Genomic DNA, 16,394 nt, shown 5'->3' on the forward strand with positions numbered 1-16,394 from the left:
CCTACCCTCTGCCACGTAGCTCAGGTGGCGTAGGGCGCATGACCGCCTCGCGGCTATCCGCCAGCCGCCGGCTCCCGCGAGGACGAGGTCCCCAACGCCAGTCCCGGCTCGGCGCCGCGCTTGAGCACGGCGTAGAGCAGCCCGGTAAGCAGGCTGCCGGCGACGATCGCCAGCAGGTACGCCAGGGCGTGGTTGATCGCGTTGGGCACCAGCATCACGAACAACCCGCCGTGAGGCGCCTGCAACTTGCAGCCGAAATACATCGACAGGGCGCCGGTCAGCGCGCCGCCGGCGATGCTCGCCGGGATCACCCGCAACGGGTCCTTGGCGGCGAACGGGATGGCGCCTTCGGAGATGAAGCACAGCCCCAGCACCGAGGCTGCCTTGCCGGCCTGCCGCTCGCTCTCGGCGAACTTGCGCCGCGCCAGCAGGGTCGCCAGGCCCATGCCGATCGGCGGCACCATGCCCGCCGCCATCACCGCCGCCATCGGCGCGTAGCTGTGCGACGAGAGCAGGCCGACGGAAAAGGCGTAGGCGGCCTTGTTGACCGGTCCGCCGAGGTCGACGCACATCATCCCGCCGAGCAGCAGGCCGAGGAGGATGGCATTGGAGGTACCCATGCCGTCGAGGAACCCGGTCAGTGCCGCGAGCATCCCGGCCACCGGCTTGCCGACCACGTAGAGCATCAGCAGGCCGGTGACCAGGCTGGCCAGCAACGGGATGACCAGGATCGGCTTCAGCGCTTCCAGGCTCGCCGGCAGCCTCAGCCCGTGGCTGATGGCCCGCGCCGCATAGCCGGCGATGAAGCCGGCGACTATCCCGCCGATGAACCCGGCGCCGAGGGTCCCGGCGAGCAGGCCGCCGAGCATGCCCGGCGCCAGGCCCGGGCGGTCGGCGATGGAATAGGCGATGTAGCCGGCGAGCATCGGCACCATCAGGACGAAAGCCGTGTCGCCGACCGTCCTCAGCACCGCCGCCAGGCTGCCCGGCTGCTTGTAGGCATCGATGCCGAAGGCCAGCGACAGGGCGATCAGCAGGCCGCCCGCGACCACCATCGGCAACATGAACGACACCCCGGTCAGCAGGTGCTTGTACACCCCGCGCTTCTCGTCCCTGGCGACCACCGCGCTGGCTGCGCCCGCGCTCTCGACCTGCCCTTCCGCCAGCGCCCGCTCGAGCGTCGCGCGGGCCTGCTTGAGGGCCACGCCGGTGCCGCAACGGTAGATCTTCTTGCCGGCGAAACGGGCCGTGTCCACGTCGATGTCGGCGGCCAGCAGGACCACGTCGGCGGCGGCGATGTCCGCCGGGTCGAGCGGGTTGCGCGCGCCGACCGAGCCCTGGGTCTCGACCTGCAACGCGAAGCCCAGTTGCCCCGCCGCGAGCTGCAACGCCTCGGCGGCCATGAAGGTGTGCGCCACGCCGGTCGGACAGGCGGTCACCGCGACGATCCGCGGTGCCGCTCCGGCCTCCGGCGCAACCAGGCCGGCCTCGTCCCCGGCGACCTCCACGCTCGCCAGGGCGGCGGCCCGCTGGAGGAAGGCGCGCGGATCGGCCAGCGCCTCGGCGGGACGCGCGCGATACACCGGCTTGCCGACGAAACGCGCCGCCGCCAGCGGCTCGACGCCGACCAGCAGGACCCAGTCGGCTTCGGCGATCTGTTCGGCGCTCAGTTCGCCCTCGGGCCTCGACCCGGCATTCGCCTCGACGCAGGTTTCCCAGCCCAGGCGCTCGGCGGCGCCCCGCAGCAGGCGCGCGGCGAGCACGCTGGTGACCTGTCCGCCAGGGCAGGCGGTGACGATCGCTAGTTTCATCTCAGGCCTCCTCGACCAATGGCTGCACCACGACGCCCGCTTCGATCCGCGCCAGGCGCTGCGGATCGCCGATGCCGAACTCGAACTGGGTCACCGCCAGGCTGGCGATGGCGGTGGCCTGACGCAGCACCCGCTCGGCCGGCCAGCCGCTGGCCAGGCCGTGCAGCATGCCGGCCAGCAGGGAATCGCCGGCGCCCACCGTGCTGGCCACTTCCACCGCCGGCGGCCGCGCCTGCCAGGCACCCTCGGCGGCGAACCAGTTGACCCCCGCGGCGCCCTGGGAAATCACCACCTGGCCTACCCCGTCCTGGCGCAGGCGTTCGGCCGCCTGGCGCTGTGCGGCCAGGTCGTCCATCGGCGCCGAGCAGAGGTCGGCCAGTTCCTCGAGGTTAGGCTTGATCATCCACGGCGCAGCCTTCACACCTTCGCGCAGGGCCGCGCCACTGCTGTCGAAGGCGACCTTCAGGCCGAGGCGCCGCAAGCGCCGCAGCAGTTCGCCCAGCCATTCCGGCTCGACCCCGCGCGGCAGGCTGCCGGCGACCACCGCCAGCTCGTGCTCCCCGGCAAGCCGGTCGAGGCGTTCGAGCAACGCCGCCTGGGCTCGCTCGTCGGCCTCCGGGCCCGGCCCGTTGAGGTCGCTGACGCGCCCGCCGCGCTCGGCCAGCTTGATGTTGCTGCGGGTTTCGCCCGGCACCCGGACGAACGCATCGGCGAAGCCACGACGCTGGAACATGGCGGTGAACGGCGGCTGGTTGTCTTCGCCGAGGAAGCCGCTGACCGTCAACCGATGGCCGAGGTCGGCAAGCACCTGGGCGACGTTCAGACCCTTGCCGGCGGCCTGGGTCAGCACCGCCTCGCTGCGGTTAACCGCCCCCAGTTCCAGCTGGCGCAGGCGCACGGTGAGGTCCAGCGCCGGGTTCAGGGTAATCGTCAGGATCCGCGCCATTACTGCACCTCCGCTTCCACCAGGGCCCGGACCTCGGCGGCGCTCGCCAGGCCCAGGGCTTTGCGGGCCAGGCCGCGCGCAGCGACCAGCTGCAGTTCGCGCACGCCGGCCTTGACCAGGGCGATGCTGCGCGCCGAGACGCTCAGCTCGTCCACTCCCAGGCCGACCAGCAGCGGCAACGCCAGCGGGTCGGCCGCCAGTTCGCCGCAGACGCCGACCCACTTGCCCTCGGCGTGGGCGGCGCGGACGGTCATGTCGATCAGTTGCAGCACCGCCGGATGCAGACCGTCGGCCTGGGCCGAAAGACTCGGGTGGCCGCGATCGATAGCCAGGGTGTACTGGGTCAGGTCGTTGGTGCCGACGCTGAAGAAGTCCACCTCGCGGGCCAGCACCGGCGCGAGCAACGCCGCAGAGGGCACCTCGACCATGATCCCCAGTTGCAGGTCGGCCAGCGGGATTTCCTCGCGCAGGCGCAGCGCCAGGTCACGCGCCTGGCGCCATTCGTCGAGGCTGCCGACCATCGGGAACATCACCCGCAGCGGCCGCTCCCCGGCGGCGCGGAACAGCGCGCGCAACTGGGTCTCGAGGATCTGCGGTCGCTGCAGGGTCAAGCGGATACCGCGCAGGCCCAGATAGGGATTCTCTTCGTGGGGAATCGGCCAGTACGGCAGCGGCTTGTCCCCGCCGACATCCAGGGTCCGCGCCACCAGCGGACGTCCGTCGAGGGCGTCGAGCACCCGACGGTATTCCGCTTCCTGGGTCGCCAGGTCCGGCGCGCGGGCGTTGTTCATGAAGACGAACTCGGTGCGCAGCAGGCCAACGCCCTCGGCGCCCAGCTCCACCGCGCGCGCGGCGCCGGCGGTGTCGCCAAGGTTGGCGCAGACTTCCACCGCGTGGCCATCGCGGGTCCGCGCAGGCTCCAGCCGCTGCGCGTCGGCGCGGGCCTGGCGCTGCTGGCGGGCGTCGCGCTCGGCGGCGGCCTGCTGCAACTGTTCGGTGCTCGGCGCCACCTGCAGCCAGCCGTGCTCGCCATCCAGCAGCAGTGCCGTGCCCGGCTCCAGGCCGAGCACCGCCGCGCCGGCGCCGACCAATGCCGGAATGCCGAGGGCGCGGGCGATGATCGCGCTGTGCGAAGTGGCGCCGCCGCGCGCCGTGAGGATGCCGGCGACCCGCTGGGCGTCGAGGCGGGCGACATCGGAGGGGCCGACCTCGTCCATCACCAGGATGTACGGCTGCTCCGGCTCGCGCGGCGCCTCCACCCCGCAGAGCCTGGCCAGCACCCGCCGGCCGAGGTCGCGGAGGTCGGCGGCGCGCTCGGCGAGCAGCGCGTCGTGCAGCGCCTCCTGTTGCGCCGCGCTGTCTTCCACCACCCGACTCCAGGCCGCTTCGGCGCTTTCGCCGCGATTCAGGCGCAGTTGCACCTGCTCGGCCAGTTCCGGATCGTCGAGCATCTCCCGGTGGGTGACGAAAATCTCGCGGATCGCCTTCACCGTGCTGCGTTCGACCAGGCCGACGATCTCCTCGTCCACCGCCCGCTTGGCCCGCAGCAGGCGCTCGCGTTCATGGGCCGGCGACTCGCCGCGCGGCTGGAACTCGAAGCGCTGCGCCACCTGGACATGCGCCGGACCACTGGCGATGCCCGGCGACGCGGCGATTGCCTGCAGGCGCTCGCCGGCGCGCAGCGGCGCCGGCCGGGCATCCTCTTCCGCCTCGCCGACGGCATCGGGCAAGGCCTCCTCCGCCAGCGCTTCGACCTCCTCGCCGAGCCCCTCGCGCACCGCGGCCAGCAAGGCTGGCAGCGCGTCCTCGGCGATCGCCGGCTCGGCGCTGAACTCCAGCGTCTGGCCGCGTCGCGCGCCGAGGGCGAGCAGCTTGCTCAGGCTCTTCGCCGAGACGGGGGCCGCCTCGCTGTCGGCCAGGCGTACCCGGATCTCGCCGGCGAAGCCCTTGGCCAGCTGCGCCAGCGCCTGCGCCGGGCGGGCATGCAGGCCATGCGGGTTGGCCAGGACTGCTCGCGCGCTGGGCCAGTCCGGCGGCAGCTCGCCACCGAGCGCCGCGAGTACGCTGCGGCTGCTGGTGGCGCGCACCAGCTCGGCGCCACGCCCTTCCAGCAACAGGTCGCACAGGCGTTCGAGCAGCGCCTGGTGCGCTTCGCCCAGGCTGGCCAGGCAGAACAGCCCGGTGACCAGTTGCCCCTGGTGCTGCAACGGTTGCGCCGGAGTGACGAAGGCCAGCCCGGGGCGCTTCACCAATTGTTCGCTGTGCAACCAGCACAGCCCGTCGCCCAGCGGCAACGGTTCGGTCTGCTGGAGCACGGCGGCGAAGCCGTTCTCCACGCAGCCGGCCTTCTTCAACAGGCGCGCGCCGAGCCAGGCCAGTTCGTCGAGGTCCTCGGCGTTCTGGCCGAGGCCGACCAGTTGTGCGTCCAGCGCCAGTTCCTGCGGCGCGCCCTGCAACAGGCCGAGGACTTCCTCGGCGCTGGCGGCCGCGCTCAGCGCCGGTCCCAGGTCGGCCTCGCCGAGGGCGCGGGTGAGCAATTGCAGGAGCTGCAGGTGTTCGTCGGACTTCGCCGCGATGCCGATGGCCAGGTAGACCTGCTGGCCATCGCCCCAGTCCACTCCCTCGGGGAATTGCAGCAGGCGCACACCGGTGCTGAAGACCAGCTCGCGGGTATCCGGGGTCCCATGGGGTATGGCGATGCCCTGGCCGAGGTAGGTGGAGCCTTGTGCCTCGCGCGCCTTCAGGCCCTCGGCATAGCCGGGCGCGGCCAGGCCGTCGGCGACCAGCGCCGCGCCGAGCAGGCGCAGGGCTTCGGCCTTGTCCGCGGCGCGCTGGCCCATGCGGATCTGCCGGGTATCGAGTTCGAGCATGGAAACCTCCTCAGGAGCGAACGGCTCCCCGTCTCACGTCCGGATCGTCCCGCCGCGCCGAGGCGCGGGCGCGGGATGTGCCGGCGGTAGCGGAAAGCGGCTCGCGGGAGCCTTCCGTACAGCCTGGGGCGGTGATCCGCTTGTTGTCATTGACCTGCCATAGCGTAGGCGGCGCCGCGTTCGGGCTGCGCGAGGCAGCCTGGGGCAGGGGGCGCCGGCTTCGCCGGAATCTTTTGCTGAATCGATTCACTTAATTAAATTGGCACGTTACCCGATAATGATTGATCCTTGAAGCCCAACTTGTCGTCGCCTCCAGTAGAGATCGGTTTGAAACTCAGTGATATCGCCCGCCTGGCCGGGGTCTCGGTGACCACCGCCAGCTACGTCATCAATGGCAAGGCCGCCCAGCGGCGCATCAGCGCCGCCACCGTCGAGCGCGTGCTTGCCGTGGTCGAGGAACACGGCTACCAGCCGGACCAGCAGGCCGCCGGCCTGCGCCGCGGGCAGACCCGCACCCTCGGCTTCATCCTCCCGGACCTGGAAAACCCCAGCTACGCCCGCCTCGCCAAGCAACTCGAACAAGGCGCCCGGGCGCGCGGCTACCAGTTGCTGATCGCCTGCTCCGACGACGAGCCGGAGACCGAGCGCCAGGTGGTCAACCTGTTCCGCGCGCGCCGCTGCGACGCGCTGATCGTCGCCAGTTGCCTGCCGGCCGGGGATGATACCCATGCCCGGCTGGTCGCCGAAGGCCTGCCGGTGGTGGCCATCGACCGCCAGCTCGACCCGCAGCGCTTCGCCTCGGTGATCAGCGACGACCAGGACGCCGCGCGCCGCCTCACCGAAACCCTGTTGCAACCGGCGCCGCGCCATATCGCCCTGCTCGGCGCGCGGGCGGACCTGATCATCAGCCACGACCGCGCCGCCGGCTTCCGCCAGGCGCTGAAGGACTTCCGCGGCGAGGTCATCGTCGAGCATGCCGAGGTGTTCAGCCGCGAGTGCGGACGCCGCCTCATGGAACAGTTGCTCGAACGCCTGGGCTACCTGCCCGACGCCCTGGTGACCACTGCCTATGTACTCCTCGAAGGCGTCTTCGACGTGTTCCAGGCGCGCGCCGACGGTTGGCCCGAGAGCTTGCGGGTGGCGACCTTCGGCGACACCCAGTTGCTCGACTTCGTGCCGCTGAAGGTCAACTCGATCTACCAGCAGCATGCGTTGATCGCCGCCAACGCCCTCGAACTGGCGCTCCGCGCGGTCGAGGAGAACGATTACCGGCCGGGCCTGCACGCCGTCCCCCGGCAACTCAAGCTGCGCAACTGAGCCGCCGCCATGCGCCTGGTCGACACCCACAACCACCTCGACTTCCCGGACTTCGACGCCGACCGCGCCGCGCTGCTGCAACGCAGCCGCGCGCTGGGCGTCGAGCGCCAGGTGGTGCTCGGCGTCTACCGCGAGAACTGGCAACGGGTCTGGGACCTGGCGCAGGCCGAGGATGGCCTGTACGCGGCGCTCGGCCTGCACCCCGTCTACCTGGCACGGCACCGCCCGCAGCACCTGGACGACCTGCGCCAGTGGCTGCAACGCCTGCGCGGCGAAACCAAGCTCTGCGCGGTCGGCGAGATCGGCCTGGACTACTACCTGGAACATCTCGACCGCGACGCCCAGCAGGCGCTGTTCGAGGCCCAACTGCGGCTGGCCGCGGAATTCCGCCTGCCGGCGCTGATCCACGTGCGCCGCGCCCACGCGGCGACCATCGCCACCCTCAAGCGCATCCGCCTGGAGCGCCGTGGCATCATCCATGCCTTCGCCGGCAGCCGCGAGGAAGCCCGCGAGTACCTCAAGCTCGGCTTCCGCCTCGGCCTCGGCGGCGCGCCGACCTGGCCGCAGGCCAACCGCCTGCGCAAAGTGGCGGCGGAGCTGCCGGCCGACGCCATCGTGCTGGAAACCGATGCGCCGGACATGGCGCCATCGATGCACCCCGGCCAGCGCAACAGTCCGGAGCACCTGCCGGACATCTGCCGCGCCCTCGCCAAGCTGCGCGGGGTCGACGCCGAGGAACTGGCGGCGAGCAGCAGCCGCAACGCCGCCGAGCTGTTCGGCTGGGACTGATCAAGCGTCGCGCAGGAGTTAAACATCCCAGTTGCGCCCTTACCATTGCTGCAGCGCCAGGGCCTCGCACAGGCGCTCGTGGGGGACGATAGCTAGCAAAGACAAGATCGTACGCTAAGCGTGCAGCCTGCCAGTGAGGCCCTAGAGGTAGCAGGCGAGGCGTCAGAAAATGCATGGATAAACCCTACCCTGACATTGCCCAGCCGCTCTGACGCCCAGTTAGGGCGTAGCCCAATTTGACATCGCGAGAACTTAGGATGCGGCAGCGCCAAGCTAACTCGGTAACGATGAAAGCGAATACACGGCTACTGCGACAGCAAGAGGAGATATTGTAGTTTATTTTCGTGTATCGCTCGTGCATTAAAGCTTATTCATGGTCACTATCTTTAATGCTCCGCAGCAAACCCGAAGAATCCCAATTGCCTACCAGGCAGGTAGTAAAAGCAAGTTCTCTTTACGGGGATTCTTAAGGAAAATATCATGAGCGACGTTTTTGACCTTGGAAGCATGACCACAGTAGCAACCGCTACTGGTCAGTACTCTTTCTACACACCTCCGCCACCCACCCCTATCCCATACCTTACCTATATCGCCCGTCCCGGCATAAATAAATTTGATCTTCCTGAAGGGGCAAAAATCAAGGATCTTATCAAGCGATACCAATATGAAAGGTCTCAAGTCCCCGCTGCGATCATGATTCGTGGTGTACAGGAAGAGATCAAAAAATCCACGAACACTGCCTTGGCCAATGTGGGATCGATTGTCGATGGCGAACTGGCGTATCTTGCTAGCCAGAAAAAGGAAAAATTAAATCCTACCGGGGCGACACCCTTGCAGATGGCCACTGCTGAAAAGGCCGCGGCGGTGGAACTGCTTGCGTCCAAACAGAAGGAACTGGCTGACGCACGAACCATTGCAAATGCATTCTTTGGCTATGACCCTCTCACGGTCAATTATGTCAATGTAATGAATGAAATCTACGGCCGCCGCGAAGATAAAGATTTCAGTTTCGACAACTGGTCGAAGTCTTATTCAGCCGCACAAAAGATCCGCTTGATCGAAGCGGAAATCAGCGTCCTCAATAGCCGCTCCTCCGCCCTGGATGGCAAGGTCGCCGAACTGACCCGGCTTCAGCGGCTGGAGGACGCACAGCGCGCCGCAGAGGCCGCCCGGCAGACGGAAGCGGAGCGCTTAGCGCAAGAGCAACGTCAAGCTGAAGCCCGACGGCAGGCCGAAGAGGCTCGTCGCCAGGCCGAGGCTCAGCAACAAGCCGAACTGCAACGCTTGGCCGAAGCAGAGGCCAAGCGAGTCGCAGAGGCGGAGAAAAAGCGTCAAGACGAAATCAATGCGCGGCTTCAGGCCATTGTCGTATCGGAAAGTGAGGCCAAGCGCATCGAGGAAATCTACAAGCGTCTGGAAGAACAGGACATAATCAGCAACCCCACCGTCACTACACCTCCCGCAGTCGATGCCGGCTCTCGGGTCGATGACGCACTCACCCATACCGGAACCCGTGTGACCTCTGGAGGAGAAACTGGAGCAACGGGCGGTTCCGGTCGGGATGTTGATACGGGTACTGGACAAGGAGGCATCACGGCGCGCCCGGTCGATGTCAGCAGTGTTTCAATCCCTGACCGGCGTGACCCGAAAATTCCCGACCAGCCAAGGAGGGATCTTGGCGCGTTGGTTCCTACTTTTCCCGACTTCCCCACCTTCCCTAGTTTTCCAGGCGTCGGCGTACCGGTAGCGCCCAAACCTCTGGCCCCGGCAGGGGGTGGTGCCGCCAGCGTTTCCAGGACTCTCAAGACCGCAGTGGATTTGCTTTCGGTGGCTCGCAAGCCCCCTGGTGCAATGTTGGGTCAGGTAGCCGCTGTCATCGCCACTATGGCGGTCAGTTCCTTCTGGCCGAAACTGAACAATGGTGAACGGCAGGCCTCCTTTGCCATTCCGGTTGCGGAACTGTCTCCGCCCCTGGCGGTTGACTGGCAAGCCATTGCCGCCGCCAAAGGAACGGTGGACCTACCTTACCGGCTGAAAACCCTCAATGTCGATGGGTCGATTCAAATCATCGCCGTACCCACCGAGCCGGGTAGTGCGGCGGTCCCCGTCAGGGCGCTGACTCTGGACTCCGCCTCGGGGACCTACAAATACACGACTACCGGCCCTGGCGGCGGCACCATCCTAGTCACCCCGGATACTCCACCTGGCCAGATCGATCCGTCGTCTTCGACACCCGCAGTGCCCCATGGCCCGCTGATCATGCCCGGCACACTGCTGATTCCGAAGGAACCGCAGATCGAGTCCTATCCAGAACTCGAACAACGGGAGTTCAACGACGGGATCTACGTCTACCCGGAAGACAGCGGTATTCCGCCACTCTATATTGTTTATCGGGATCCGCGGGATGAGCCCGGCGTTGCTACCGGTAATGGCCAGCCGGTCACTGGGAACTGGCTGGCCGGCGCCTCACAGGGTAACGGAGTACCGATTCCGAGCCAAATCGCCGATCAGTTGCGCGGCAAGGAATTCAAGAGTTGGCGAGACTTTCGGGAGCAGTTTTGGATGGCCGTTAGCAAAGACCCATCAGTTCTCGAAAACCTCTCCCCCAGTAATAGGTACTTTGTCAGTCAGGGCCTTGCTCCTTATGCTGTGCCAGAGGAGCATCTGGGTAGCAAAGAAAAGTTTGAGATTCACCATGTAGTCCCTCTGGAAAGCGGCGGCGCTCTTTACAATACAGACAATCTTGTTATCGTCACTCCGAAACGCCACAGCGAAATTCATAAAGAACTGAAATTTAAACGTAAGGAGAAATAATAATGGATATTAAAAATAACCTTGCCGATTATACTGAAAGTGAGTTCCTGGAGATCATTGAAGAGTTCTTCAAGAACAAATCAGGACTAAAGGGTAGTGAGCTAGAAAAGAGAATGGATAAACTGGTCAAGCACTTCGAGGAAGTTACTTCTCACCCACGAAAGAGTGGGGTAATTTTCCATCCGAAACCTGGCTTTGAAACGCCCGAAGGCATAGTGAAAGAAGTCAAAGAGTGGCGTGCCGCCAACGGCCTCCCTGGCTTCAAGGCTGGCTAATTAGCCACCAACAAGCCCCGTTCCGACGGGGCTTGTTTTTTGAGAGACTTTCCTTATTTTTCTGGACGCTACTGACTCTAGCCCTGACGAGTCCATTTAATTGGCTTGCAGAGTTTTCGGCGGTTTCGGCTTGCGCCCCAGGCTGACTCATTGAAGAGCATATTCTCAGGCTCACAGAAACCTTAGCGTAGGATTTTTCCGAATTCTGCGGTTTCCCCTCGTGCAAGCGCGCGGCGCTGTCCACGTCCGCCAGCTCGATGGCCAGGCTCGCCGCCCGGTTCAGTTCCTCGTCCATGGAGCCTCCGCCAGCAATGCGTCGCAACGCTCGCGCACGAACGCGCGCAAGAGGGTCACCGGGCGGGTCAACTGGGCGCGGTGGGTACACAAGAGGTTCATCGGCGTCGCCTCGCCCTGCCAGTCCGGCAGCAGCAGGCGCAGGCGCCCGGCGCGCACGTCCTCGGCCACGTCCAGCCAGGACTTGTAGACCAGCCCCTTGCCGGCCAGGGCCCAGCGCCGCACCACGTCAGCGTCGTCGCAGACCCGGTCGCCGGCGACCGTCAGGGTCAGGCTGCGGCGGCCCCGCTGGAACGCCCAGCGGTCGTGTACCCGGCCGCCGAGTTGGTAGAGCAGGCAATTGTGCTCGCGCAGGTCGTCCGGCTGGCGCGGCTCGCCGCGCTCCGCCAGGTAGCCCGGCGCAGCGCAGAGCACTCGCCGGTTGTCCGGCGCCAGCGGCAGGGCGACCAGGCTGGAGTCGGCCGGTGCGCCGTAGCGGATCGCCACGTCCACCGGTTGCCGGTAGAGATCGGTCACCCGGTCGCCGAGCAGCAGGCGCAGGCTCAGTTGCGGATAGCGCGCCTGGAACTCGTCGAGCCATGGCAGCAGCAGGTTGCGGCCGAAGTCGGAGGGCGCGGAAAGCTGCAGTACCCCGGCGATCTGGTCCTTGCCGCCCTGCAGCAACCGGCGCCCCTCCTCCAGGCTGCGCAACGAGGCGCGGGCATGCAGGAGGAACGCGTCGCCCTCGGGAGTCAGGCGCAGGCTGCGGGTGGAGCGGGCGAACAGGCGTACCTCCAGCTCGCTTTCCAGGCGCTTCAGCGCCGCGCTGGCCACCGCCGGGGAAATCTCCAACTGGCGCGCGGCGGCGGACAACGAGCCGCTGTCGCTGGTGTGGACGAACACCTGGAGGTCGTCGTAACGCAGCATTTTCAAGATTCCTTTGAAAGAGTCTTCCCTGATAGCCTGTTTTTCAGCGATTTGAAATAGCCCATCCTGACTCCGCCCCATCGAAGGAACCCACCATGAGCACACCCCTCACCCTGATCGCCACCATCACCGCCGCCCCCGGCCACGCCGAGGCCCTGGAACGCGAATTGCGCGCCCTGGTCGCCCCGTCGCGCGCCGAGGCTGGTTGCCTGCAGTACGACCTGCACCAGGACCGCCACGACTCCCACCTGTTCTACATGATCGAGCAGTGGCGCGACGACGCCGCCCTGGAGCGGCACCAGAACACCGAACACTTCCTGCGCTTCAGCCGCGGCAACGAAGCCCTGCTGCAGAACGTGAAGATCGACCAACTCTATCGCCTCGCCTGAGGCCCGTTTCCCGGAGTTCCCATGAAAGCTGTCGGTTACTACCAATCCCTGCCCATCGACCATCCCGACGCCCTGCTCGACCTCGAACTGCCCGAGCCCACGCCGGGCCCGCGCGACCTGCTGGTGGAGGTTCGCGCCATCTCGGTCAACCCGGTGGATACCAAGGTCCGCCAGCGCGCCCAGCCGGAAGCCGGCCAGGCCAAGGTGCTGGGCTGGGACGCGGCGGGCGTGGTGCGCGCGGTCGGCAGCGAGGTCAGCCTGTTCCGTCCTGGCGATCGGGTCTGGTACGCCGGGGACATCACCCGCCCCGGTAGCAACAGCGAGCTGCATCGGGTCGACGAGCGCATTGCCGGGCACCTGCCGAAAAGCCTCGACTTCGCCCAGGCCGCGGCCCTGCCGCTGACCACCATCACTGCCTGGGAACTGCTCTTCGAGCGCTTGCAGATCGCCGAAGGCAAGGCCGACCAGGGCCAGAGCCTGCTGGTGGTCGGTGCCGCCGGCGGGGTCGGTTCGATCCTGGTCCAACTGGCCCGGCAACTGACCGGCCTGAACGTGATCGGCACCGCTTCGCGCGCAGAGACCCAGGCCTGGGTCCGCGACCTCGGCGCGCACCATGTGATCGACCACGGCAAGCCGCTGGCCGAAGAGCTGAAGCGGATCGGTGTCGCCGAGGTCAGCCACGTCGCCAGCCTGACCCACACCGACCAGCACCTCGAACAGATCGTCGCCGCGCTGCGCCCGCAAGGCCGCCTGGCGCTGATCGACGACCCGGCGTCGCTGGACATCGGCAAGCTGAAGCAGAAGAGCCTGTCGCTGCACTGGGAGTTCATGTACACCCGCTCGATGTTCCAGACCGACGACATGATCGAGCAGCACCGGCTGCTGGAGCGGGTCGCCGGGCTGATCGACGAAGGCGTGTTGAAGACCACCGTCGGCGAGCATTTCGGCCGCATCGACGCGGCCAACCTGCGCCGCGCCCACGCGCTGCTGGAGAGCGGCCGGGCCAAGGGCAAGATCGTTCTCGAAGGGTTCTGAACGGCAGGACCACGGGGCGCGGCGTTTTCCACCCTACCGCCGTGCCCCTGGCCTTTGCTATCCCGCCTTGCGCACCCTCAGCGCAGCCTCGATCTCGCCAAGGATCGTCGGGTCGTCGATGGTCGATGGCGCCGCGTAGTCCTCGCCATCGGCGATCTTGCGCAGCACCGCGCGGAGGATCTTCCCGGAGCGGGTCTTCGGCAGCCGCTTGACCACCACCACCCGCTGGAAGCAGGCCAGCGCGCCGATCTGTTCGCGGACCAGCGCCACCAGCTCGCGCTGCAGTTGCTCGGCGGCGATCCCGGCATCGTCCTTGAGCACCACCAGGCCCAGCGGCACGTGGCCCTTGAGTTCGTCCCGCACGCCGATCACCGCGCACTCGGCAACCGCCTGGTGCTGCGCCACGCGTTCCTCCATCTCGCCGGTGGAGAGGCGATGCCCGGAAACGTTTATCACGTCGTCGGTGCGCCCCATGATGTAGACGAAGCCGTCCTCGTCGAGATAACCGCCGTCGCCGGTGTGGTAGTAGCCGGGATAGTTGCCCAGGTAGGCCTGCAGGTAGCGCGGGTGGTCGCCCCAGAGGGTCTGCGCGCAGCCCGGCGGCAACGGCAGGGCGATGACGATCGCGCCCTGTCGGTTCGCTCCCAGCGGCCGGCCTTCGTCGTCCAGCACCTGCACGTGGTAGCCGGGCACCGCGCGGTTGGTCGAGCCGGCCCGCAGGTCGTGGCCGGCGATCCCGATGCAGGGCGCGGTCACCGGCCAGCCGGTCTCGGTCTGCCACCAATGGTCGTGGACCGGCCGCCCGGTGTGCTCCTCCAGCCAGTGCTGGGTGCTGCTGTCGAGCTTCTCGCCGGCCAGGAACAGGTGGCGCAGCGAACCCAGGTCGTAGCGCTTCACCCGTTCGCCATGCGGGTCTTCCTTGCGGATCGCGCGGATCGCCGTCGGCGCGCAGAACAGGCTGTTCACCCTGTGCTCTTCGATCACCCGCCAGTAGGCGCCGGCGTCCGGCGTGCGCACCGGCTTGCCTTCGTAGAACACCGTGGTACAGCCGCACATCAGCGGGCCGTAGACGATCAGCGAGTGGCCGACCACCCAGCCGACGTCGGAGATCCCCCACCAGACGTCGCCGGCCTGCATGCCGTAGATAGTGCGGACCGCGTAGCGCACCGCGACCGCGTGGCCACCGTTGTCGCGGACGATACCCTTGGGCTTACCGGTGGTGCCCGAGGTGTACATGATGTACAGCGGATCGCCGCTGGCCACCGGCAGCGGATCGGCCGGCTCGGCGGCGGCGAGGCAGTCCTGCCAGTCCAGGTCGCGGCCCGGGTGCAGGCGCGCGGGCGCCTGCGGGCGTTGCCAGACCATGACGTGGGCAGGCTGGTGGATCGCCAGTTCGAGGGCCTTGTCCACCAGCGGCTTGTATTCGATCACCCGATCGAACTCCAGCCCGCAGGAAGCGGTGAGCACCAGCTTCGGCGTGGCGTCGTCGATGCGCAGGGCCAGCTCGTAGGGAGCGAAGCCACCGAACACCACCGAATGCACCGCGCCCAGGCGCGCGCAGGCGAGCATCGCCATGGCCGCCTGCGGCACCATCGGCATGTAGATGATCACCCGGTCACCCTTGCCGACCCCGAGGGCCCGCAGGGCGCCGGCCAGGCGCGCCACTTCGTCGCGCAGCCGCAGGTAGCTGTAGCGGTCCTGGGTGCCGGTCACCGGCGAGTCGTAGATCAGCGCGGTCTGTTCGCCGCGCCCCTCCTCGATCTGCCGGTCGAGGGCCAGGTAGGCGCTGTTCAGACGGCCATCGGCGAACCAGCGATGGGTGCCGTCGGGCAGGCTTTCGAGGATGTTCGCGGGCGCCTGGTACCAGGCCAGGGAACGGGCCTGTTCGGCCCAGAACGCGGCCGGCTCGGCGATCGAGCGGGCGTGCTGCTGCAGGTACGTCATGTTCCAGCCCTCTGATTGTTCTTATTAGGGATGAAGCAGTGAGTGAGCCTTGGAGTATGGGCGGGCGCCGGGCACCCGCCATCAACCTTTGGTCGTAGGGGTCAGTCCTTGCCGCGGTAGAGCTTCTGGATGCTGGAGAAGTCCAGCCCCTCGTGCTCGGCATCGGCCTGGGCGTGCAGGCTGAACAGGTTGCGCGCCAGCGCGCCGAGCGGCGTCGAGGCCTGCACCGCCTGGGCGTTGGCCAGCGCCAGGCCGAGGTCCTTGTTCATCAGGCGCACCTGGAAACCGCCGGCATAGCCGTTGCTCGCCGGCGCCTGCGGCATCACCCCGGGCCAGGGGTTGTAGAGGTTCAGCGCCCAATTGCCACCGGAACTCTGCTTCATCACCTCGGACAGCACCGCCGGGTCGAGGCCGTTCTTCACCCCCAGCGCCAGGGCCTCGGCGGTGCCGGCCATGAGGATGCCGAGGAGCATGTTGTTGCAGATCTTCGCCACCTGGCCGGCGCCGTGATCGCCGGCGTGGAAGATGTTCCGGCCCATGTTCTCGAGGATCGGCCGGGCCCGCGCGAAGCCTTCGGCGGGGCCGCCGACGATGAAGCTCAGGGTGCCGGCGCGGGCGCCGCCGACGCCGCCGGAAACCGGCGCGTCGAGCAGGGTCAGGCCCTTCGCCGCGGCGGCCTCGGCGACCTTGCGCGCGGTCTCCGGGGCGATGGTCGAGCAGTCGATCAGCAGGGGCTTGCCGGCGACCCGCGCGAGCAGGCCGTCGTCGCCGAGATACAGGCTTTCCACGTGCTGCCCGGCCGGCAGCATGCTGATCACCACTTCGGCGCCTTCGCAGCACTGCAAGGCGCTATCGGCGCCCTGCGCGCCCTGCTCGACCAGGCCCAGCACGGCCTTGGGCTGCAAGTCGAAGACATTCACCCGGTGGCCGGCCTTGAGCAGGTTGGCGGCCATCGGCCCACCCATGTTGCCCAGGCCGAGGAATGCGATGTCGGTCATCGGTCC

At 67.4% G+C, this 16,394-nt stretch carries 13 protein-coding genes; 6 read left to right on the top strand and 7 right to left on the bottom strand.

Translation table 11 applies throughout. From position 1 onward, the window contains the following. Nucleotides 1-53: 53 nt before the first annotated feature. Genes ACTJJX_RS11815 through ptsP form a run of 3 tightly spaced genes read right to left on the bottom strand, consistent with a single transcriptional unit; the run spans nt 54 to nt 5,627 of the window. Complete coding sequence (locus ACTJJX_RS11815) at nt 54-1,811, bottom strand: PTS fructose-like transporter subunit IIB (protein ID WP_003107161.1); 1,758 nt, start codon at nt 1,809-1,811, stop codon at nt 54-56. 1 nt (nt 1,812) lies between these two features. Next, the gene (gene pfkB, locus ACTJJX_RS11820) at nt 1,813-2,757 is read right to left on the bottom strand and encodes a 1-phosphofructokinase (protein WP_003119535.1); all 945 of its coding nucleotides are present in this window, start codon (nt 2,755-2,757) and stop codon (nt 1,813-1,815) included. Continuing rightward, nucleotides 2,757-5,627 (bottom strand): phosphoenolpyruvate--protein phosphotransferase, encoded by a 2,871-nt coding sequence (ptsP, locus tag ACTJJX_RS11825; RefSeq protein WP_003119534.1) that lies wholly within the window; start codon nt 5,625-5,627, stop codon nt 2,757-2,759. The genes pfkB and ptsP overlap by 1 nt, the downstream gene beginning before the upstream one ends. Nucleotides 5,628-5,954: 327 nt before the next feature. Between ptsP and cra the strand changes: the two genes are divergently transcribed. The 4 genes from cra to ACTJJX_RS11845 all read left to right on the top strand — a co-directional run bounded on the left by cra (nt 5,955) and on the right by ACTJJX_RS11845 (nt 10,822). Then, entirely contained in the window at nt 5,955-6,944 is a 990-nt protein-coding gene (cra, locus tag ACTJJX_RS11830) for a catabolite repressor/activator (protein WP_003453584.1), read from the top strand. 9 nt (nt 6,945-6,953) lie between these two features. Next, on the top strand, nt 6,954-7,733 hold the full coding sequence (locus tag ACTJJX_RS11835) for a TatD family hydrolase (RefSeq protein ID WP_003453587.1): 780 nt from the start codon (nt 6,954-6,956) through the stop codon (nt 7,731-7,733). Nucleotides 7,734-8,213: 480 nt separating this feature from the next. Continuing rightward, the gene (locus tag ACTJJX_RS11840) at nt 8,214-10,547 is read left to right on the top strand and encodes an S-type pyocin domain-containing protein (RefSeq protein WP_020750606.1); all 2,334 of its coding nucleotides are present in this window, start codon (nt 8,214-8,216) and stop codon (nt 10,545-10,547) included. A gap of 2 nt (nt 10,548-10,549) precedes the next feature. Continuing rightward, nucleotides 10,550-10,822 (top strand): bacteriocin immunity protein, encoded by a 273-nt coding sequence (locus tag ACTJJX_RS11845; protein WP_003104361.1) that lies wholly within the window; start codon nt 10,550-10,552, stop codon nt 10,820-10,822. On the opposite strand, the gene ACTJJX_RS11850 is transcribed toward ACTJJX_RS11845, so the two are convergent. Together ACTJJX_RS11850 and ACTJJX_RS11855 are read right to left on the bottom strand one after the other, a co-directional pair. Beyond that, nucleotides 10,809-11,117 (bottom strand): hypothetical protein, encoded by a 309-nt coding sequence (locus ACTJJX_RS11850; RefSeq protein ID WP_020750605.1) that lies wholly within the window; start codon nt 11,115-11,117, stop codon nt 10,809-10,811. The genes ACTJJX_RS11845 and ACTJJX_RS11850 overlap by 14 nt on opposite strands. Next, on the bottom strand, nt 11,102-12,022 hold the full coding sequence (locus ACTJJX_RS11855) for a LysR family transcriptional regulator (RefSeq protein ID WP_003104359.1): 921 nt from the start codon (nt 12,020-12,022) through the stop codon (nt 11,102-11,104). The genes ACTJJX_RS11850 and ACTJJX_RS11855 overlap by 16 nt, the downstream gene beginning before the upstream one ends. A 95-nt stretch (nt 12,023-12,117) precedes the next feature. On the opposite strand from ACTJJX_RS11855, the gene ACTJJX_RS11860 reads away from it, so the two are divergent. Next, nucleotides 12,118-12,411 carry a putative quinol monooxygenase gene (locus tag ACTJJX_RS11860; protein ID WP_003104358.1) on the top strand — a complete coding sequence of 98 codons (294 nt, stop codon included), beginning with the start codon at nt 12,118-12,120 and terminating at the stop codon, nt 12,409-12,411. Nucleotides 12,412-12,432: 21 nt separating this feature from the next. Further along, nucleotides 12,433-13,446, top strand: a complete 1,014-nt coding sequence (locus tag ACTJJX_RS11865) for a zinc-binding alcohol dehydrogenase family protein (protein WP_003104356.1) — start codon at nt 12,433-12,435, stop codon at nt 13,444-13,446. Between the two features lie 57 nt (nt 13,447-13,503). Here the strand turns inward: ACTJJX_RS11865 and ACTJJX_RS11870 are convergent, their stop codons facing one another. Together ACTJJX_RS11870 and mmsB are read right to left on the bottom strand one after the other, a co-directional pair. After that, the gene (locus ACTJJX_RS11870) at nt 13,504-15,390 is read right to left on the bottom strand and encodes a propionyl-CoA synthetase (RefSeq protein WP_003104354.1); all 1,887 of its coding nucleotides are present in this window, start codon (nt 15,388-15,390) and stop codon (nt 13,504-13,506) included. A 101-nt stretch (nt 15,391-15,491) separates the two neighbouring features. Then, on the bottom strand, nt 15,492-16,388 hold the full coding sequence (gene mmsB / locus ACTJJX_RS11875; protein ID WP_003143309.1) for a 3-hydroxyisobutyrate dehydrogenase: 897 nt from the start codon (nt 16,386-16,388) through the stop codon (nt 15,492-15,494). Nucleotides 16,389-16,394: the final 6 nt, after the last annotated feature.

It is taken from the genome of Pseudomonas sp. 22490, from assembly GCF_052044465.1.
Taxonomy (GTDB): Bacteria; Pseudomonadota; Gammaproteobacteria; order Pseudomonadales; family Pseudomonadaceae; genus Pseudomonas; species Pseudomonas aeruginosa.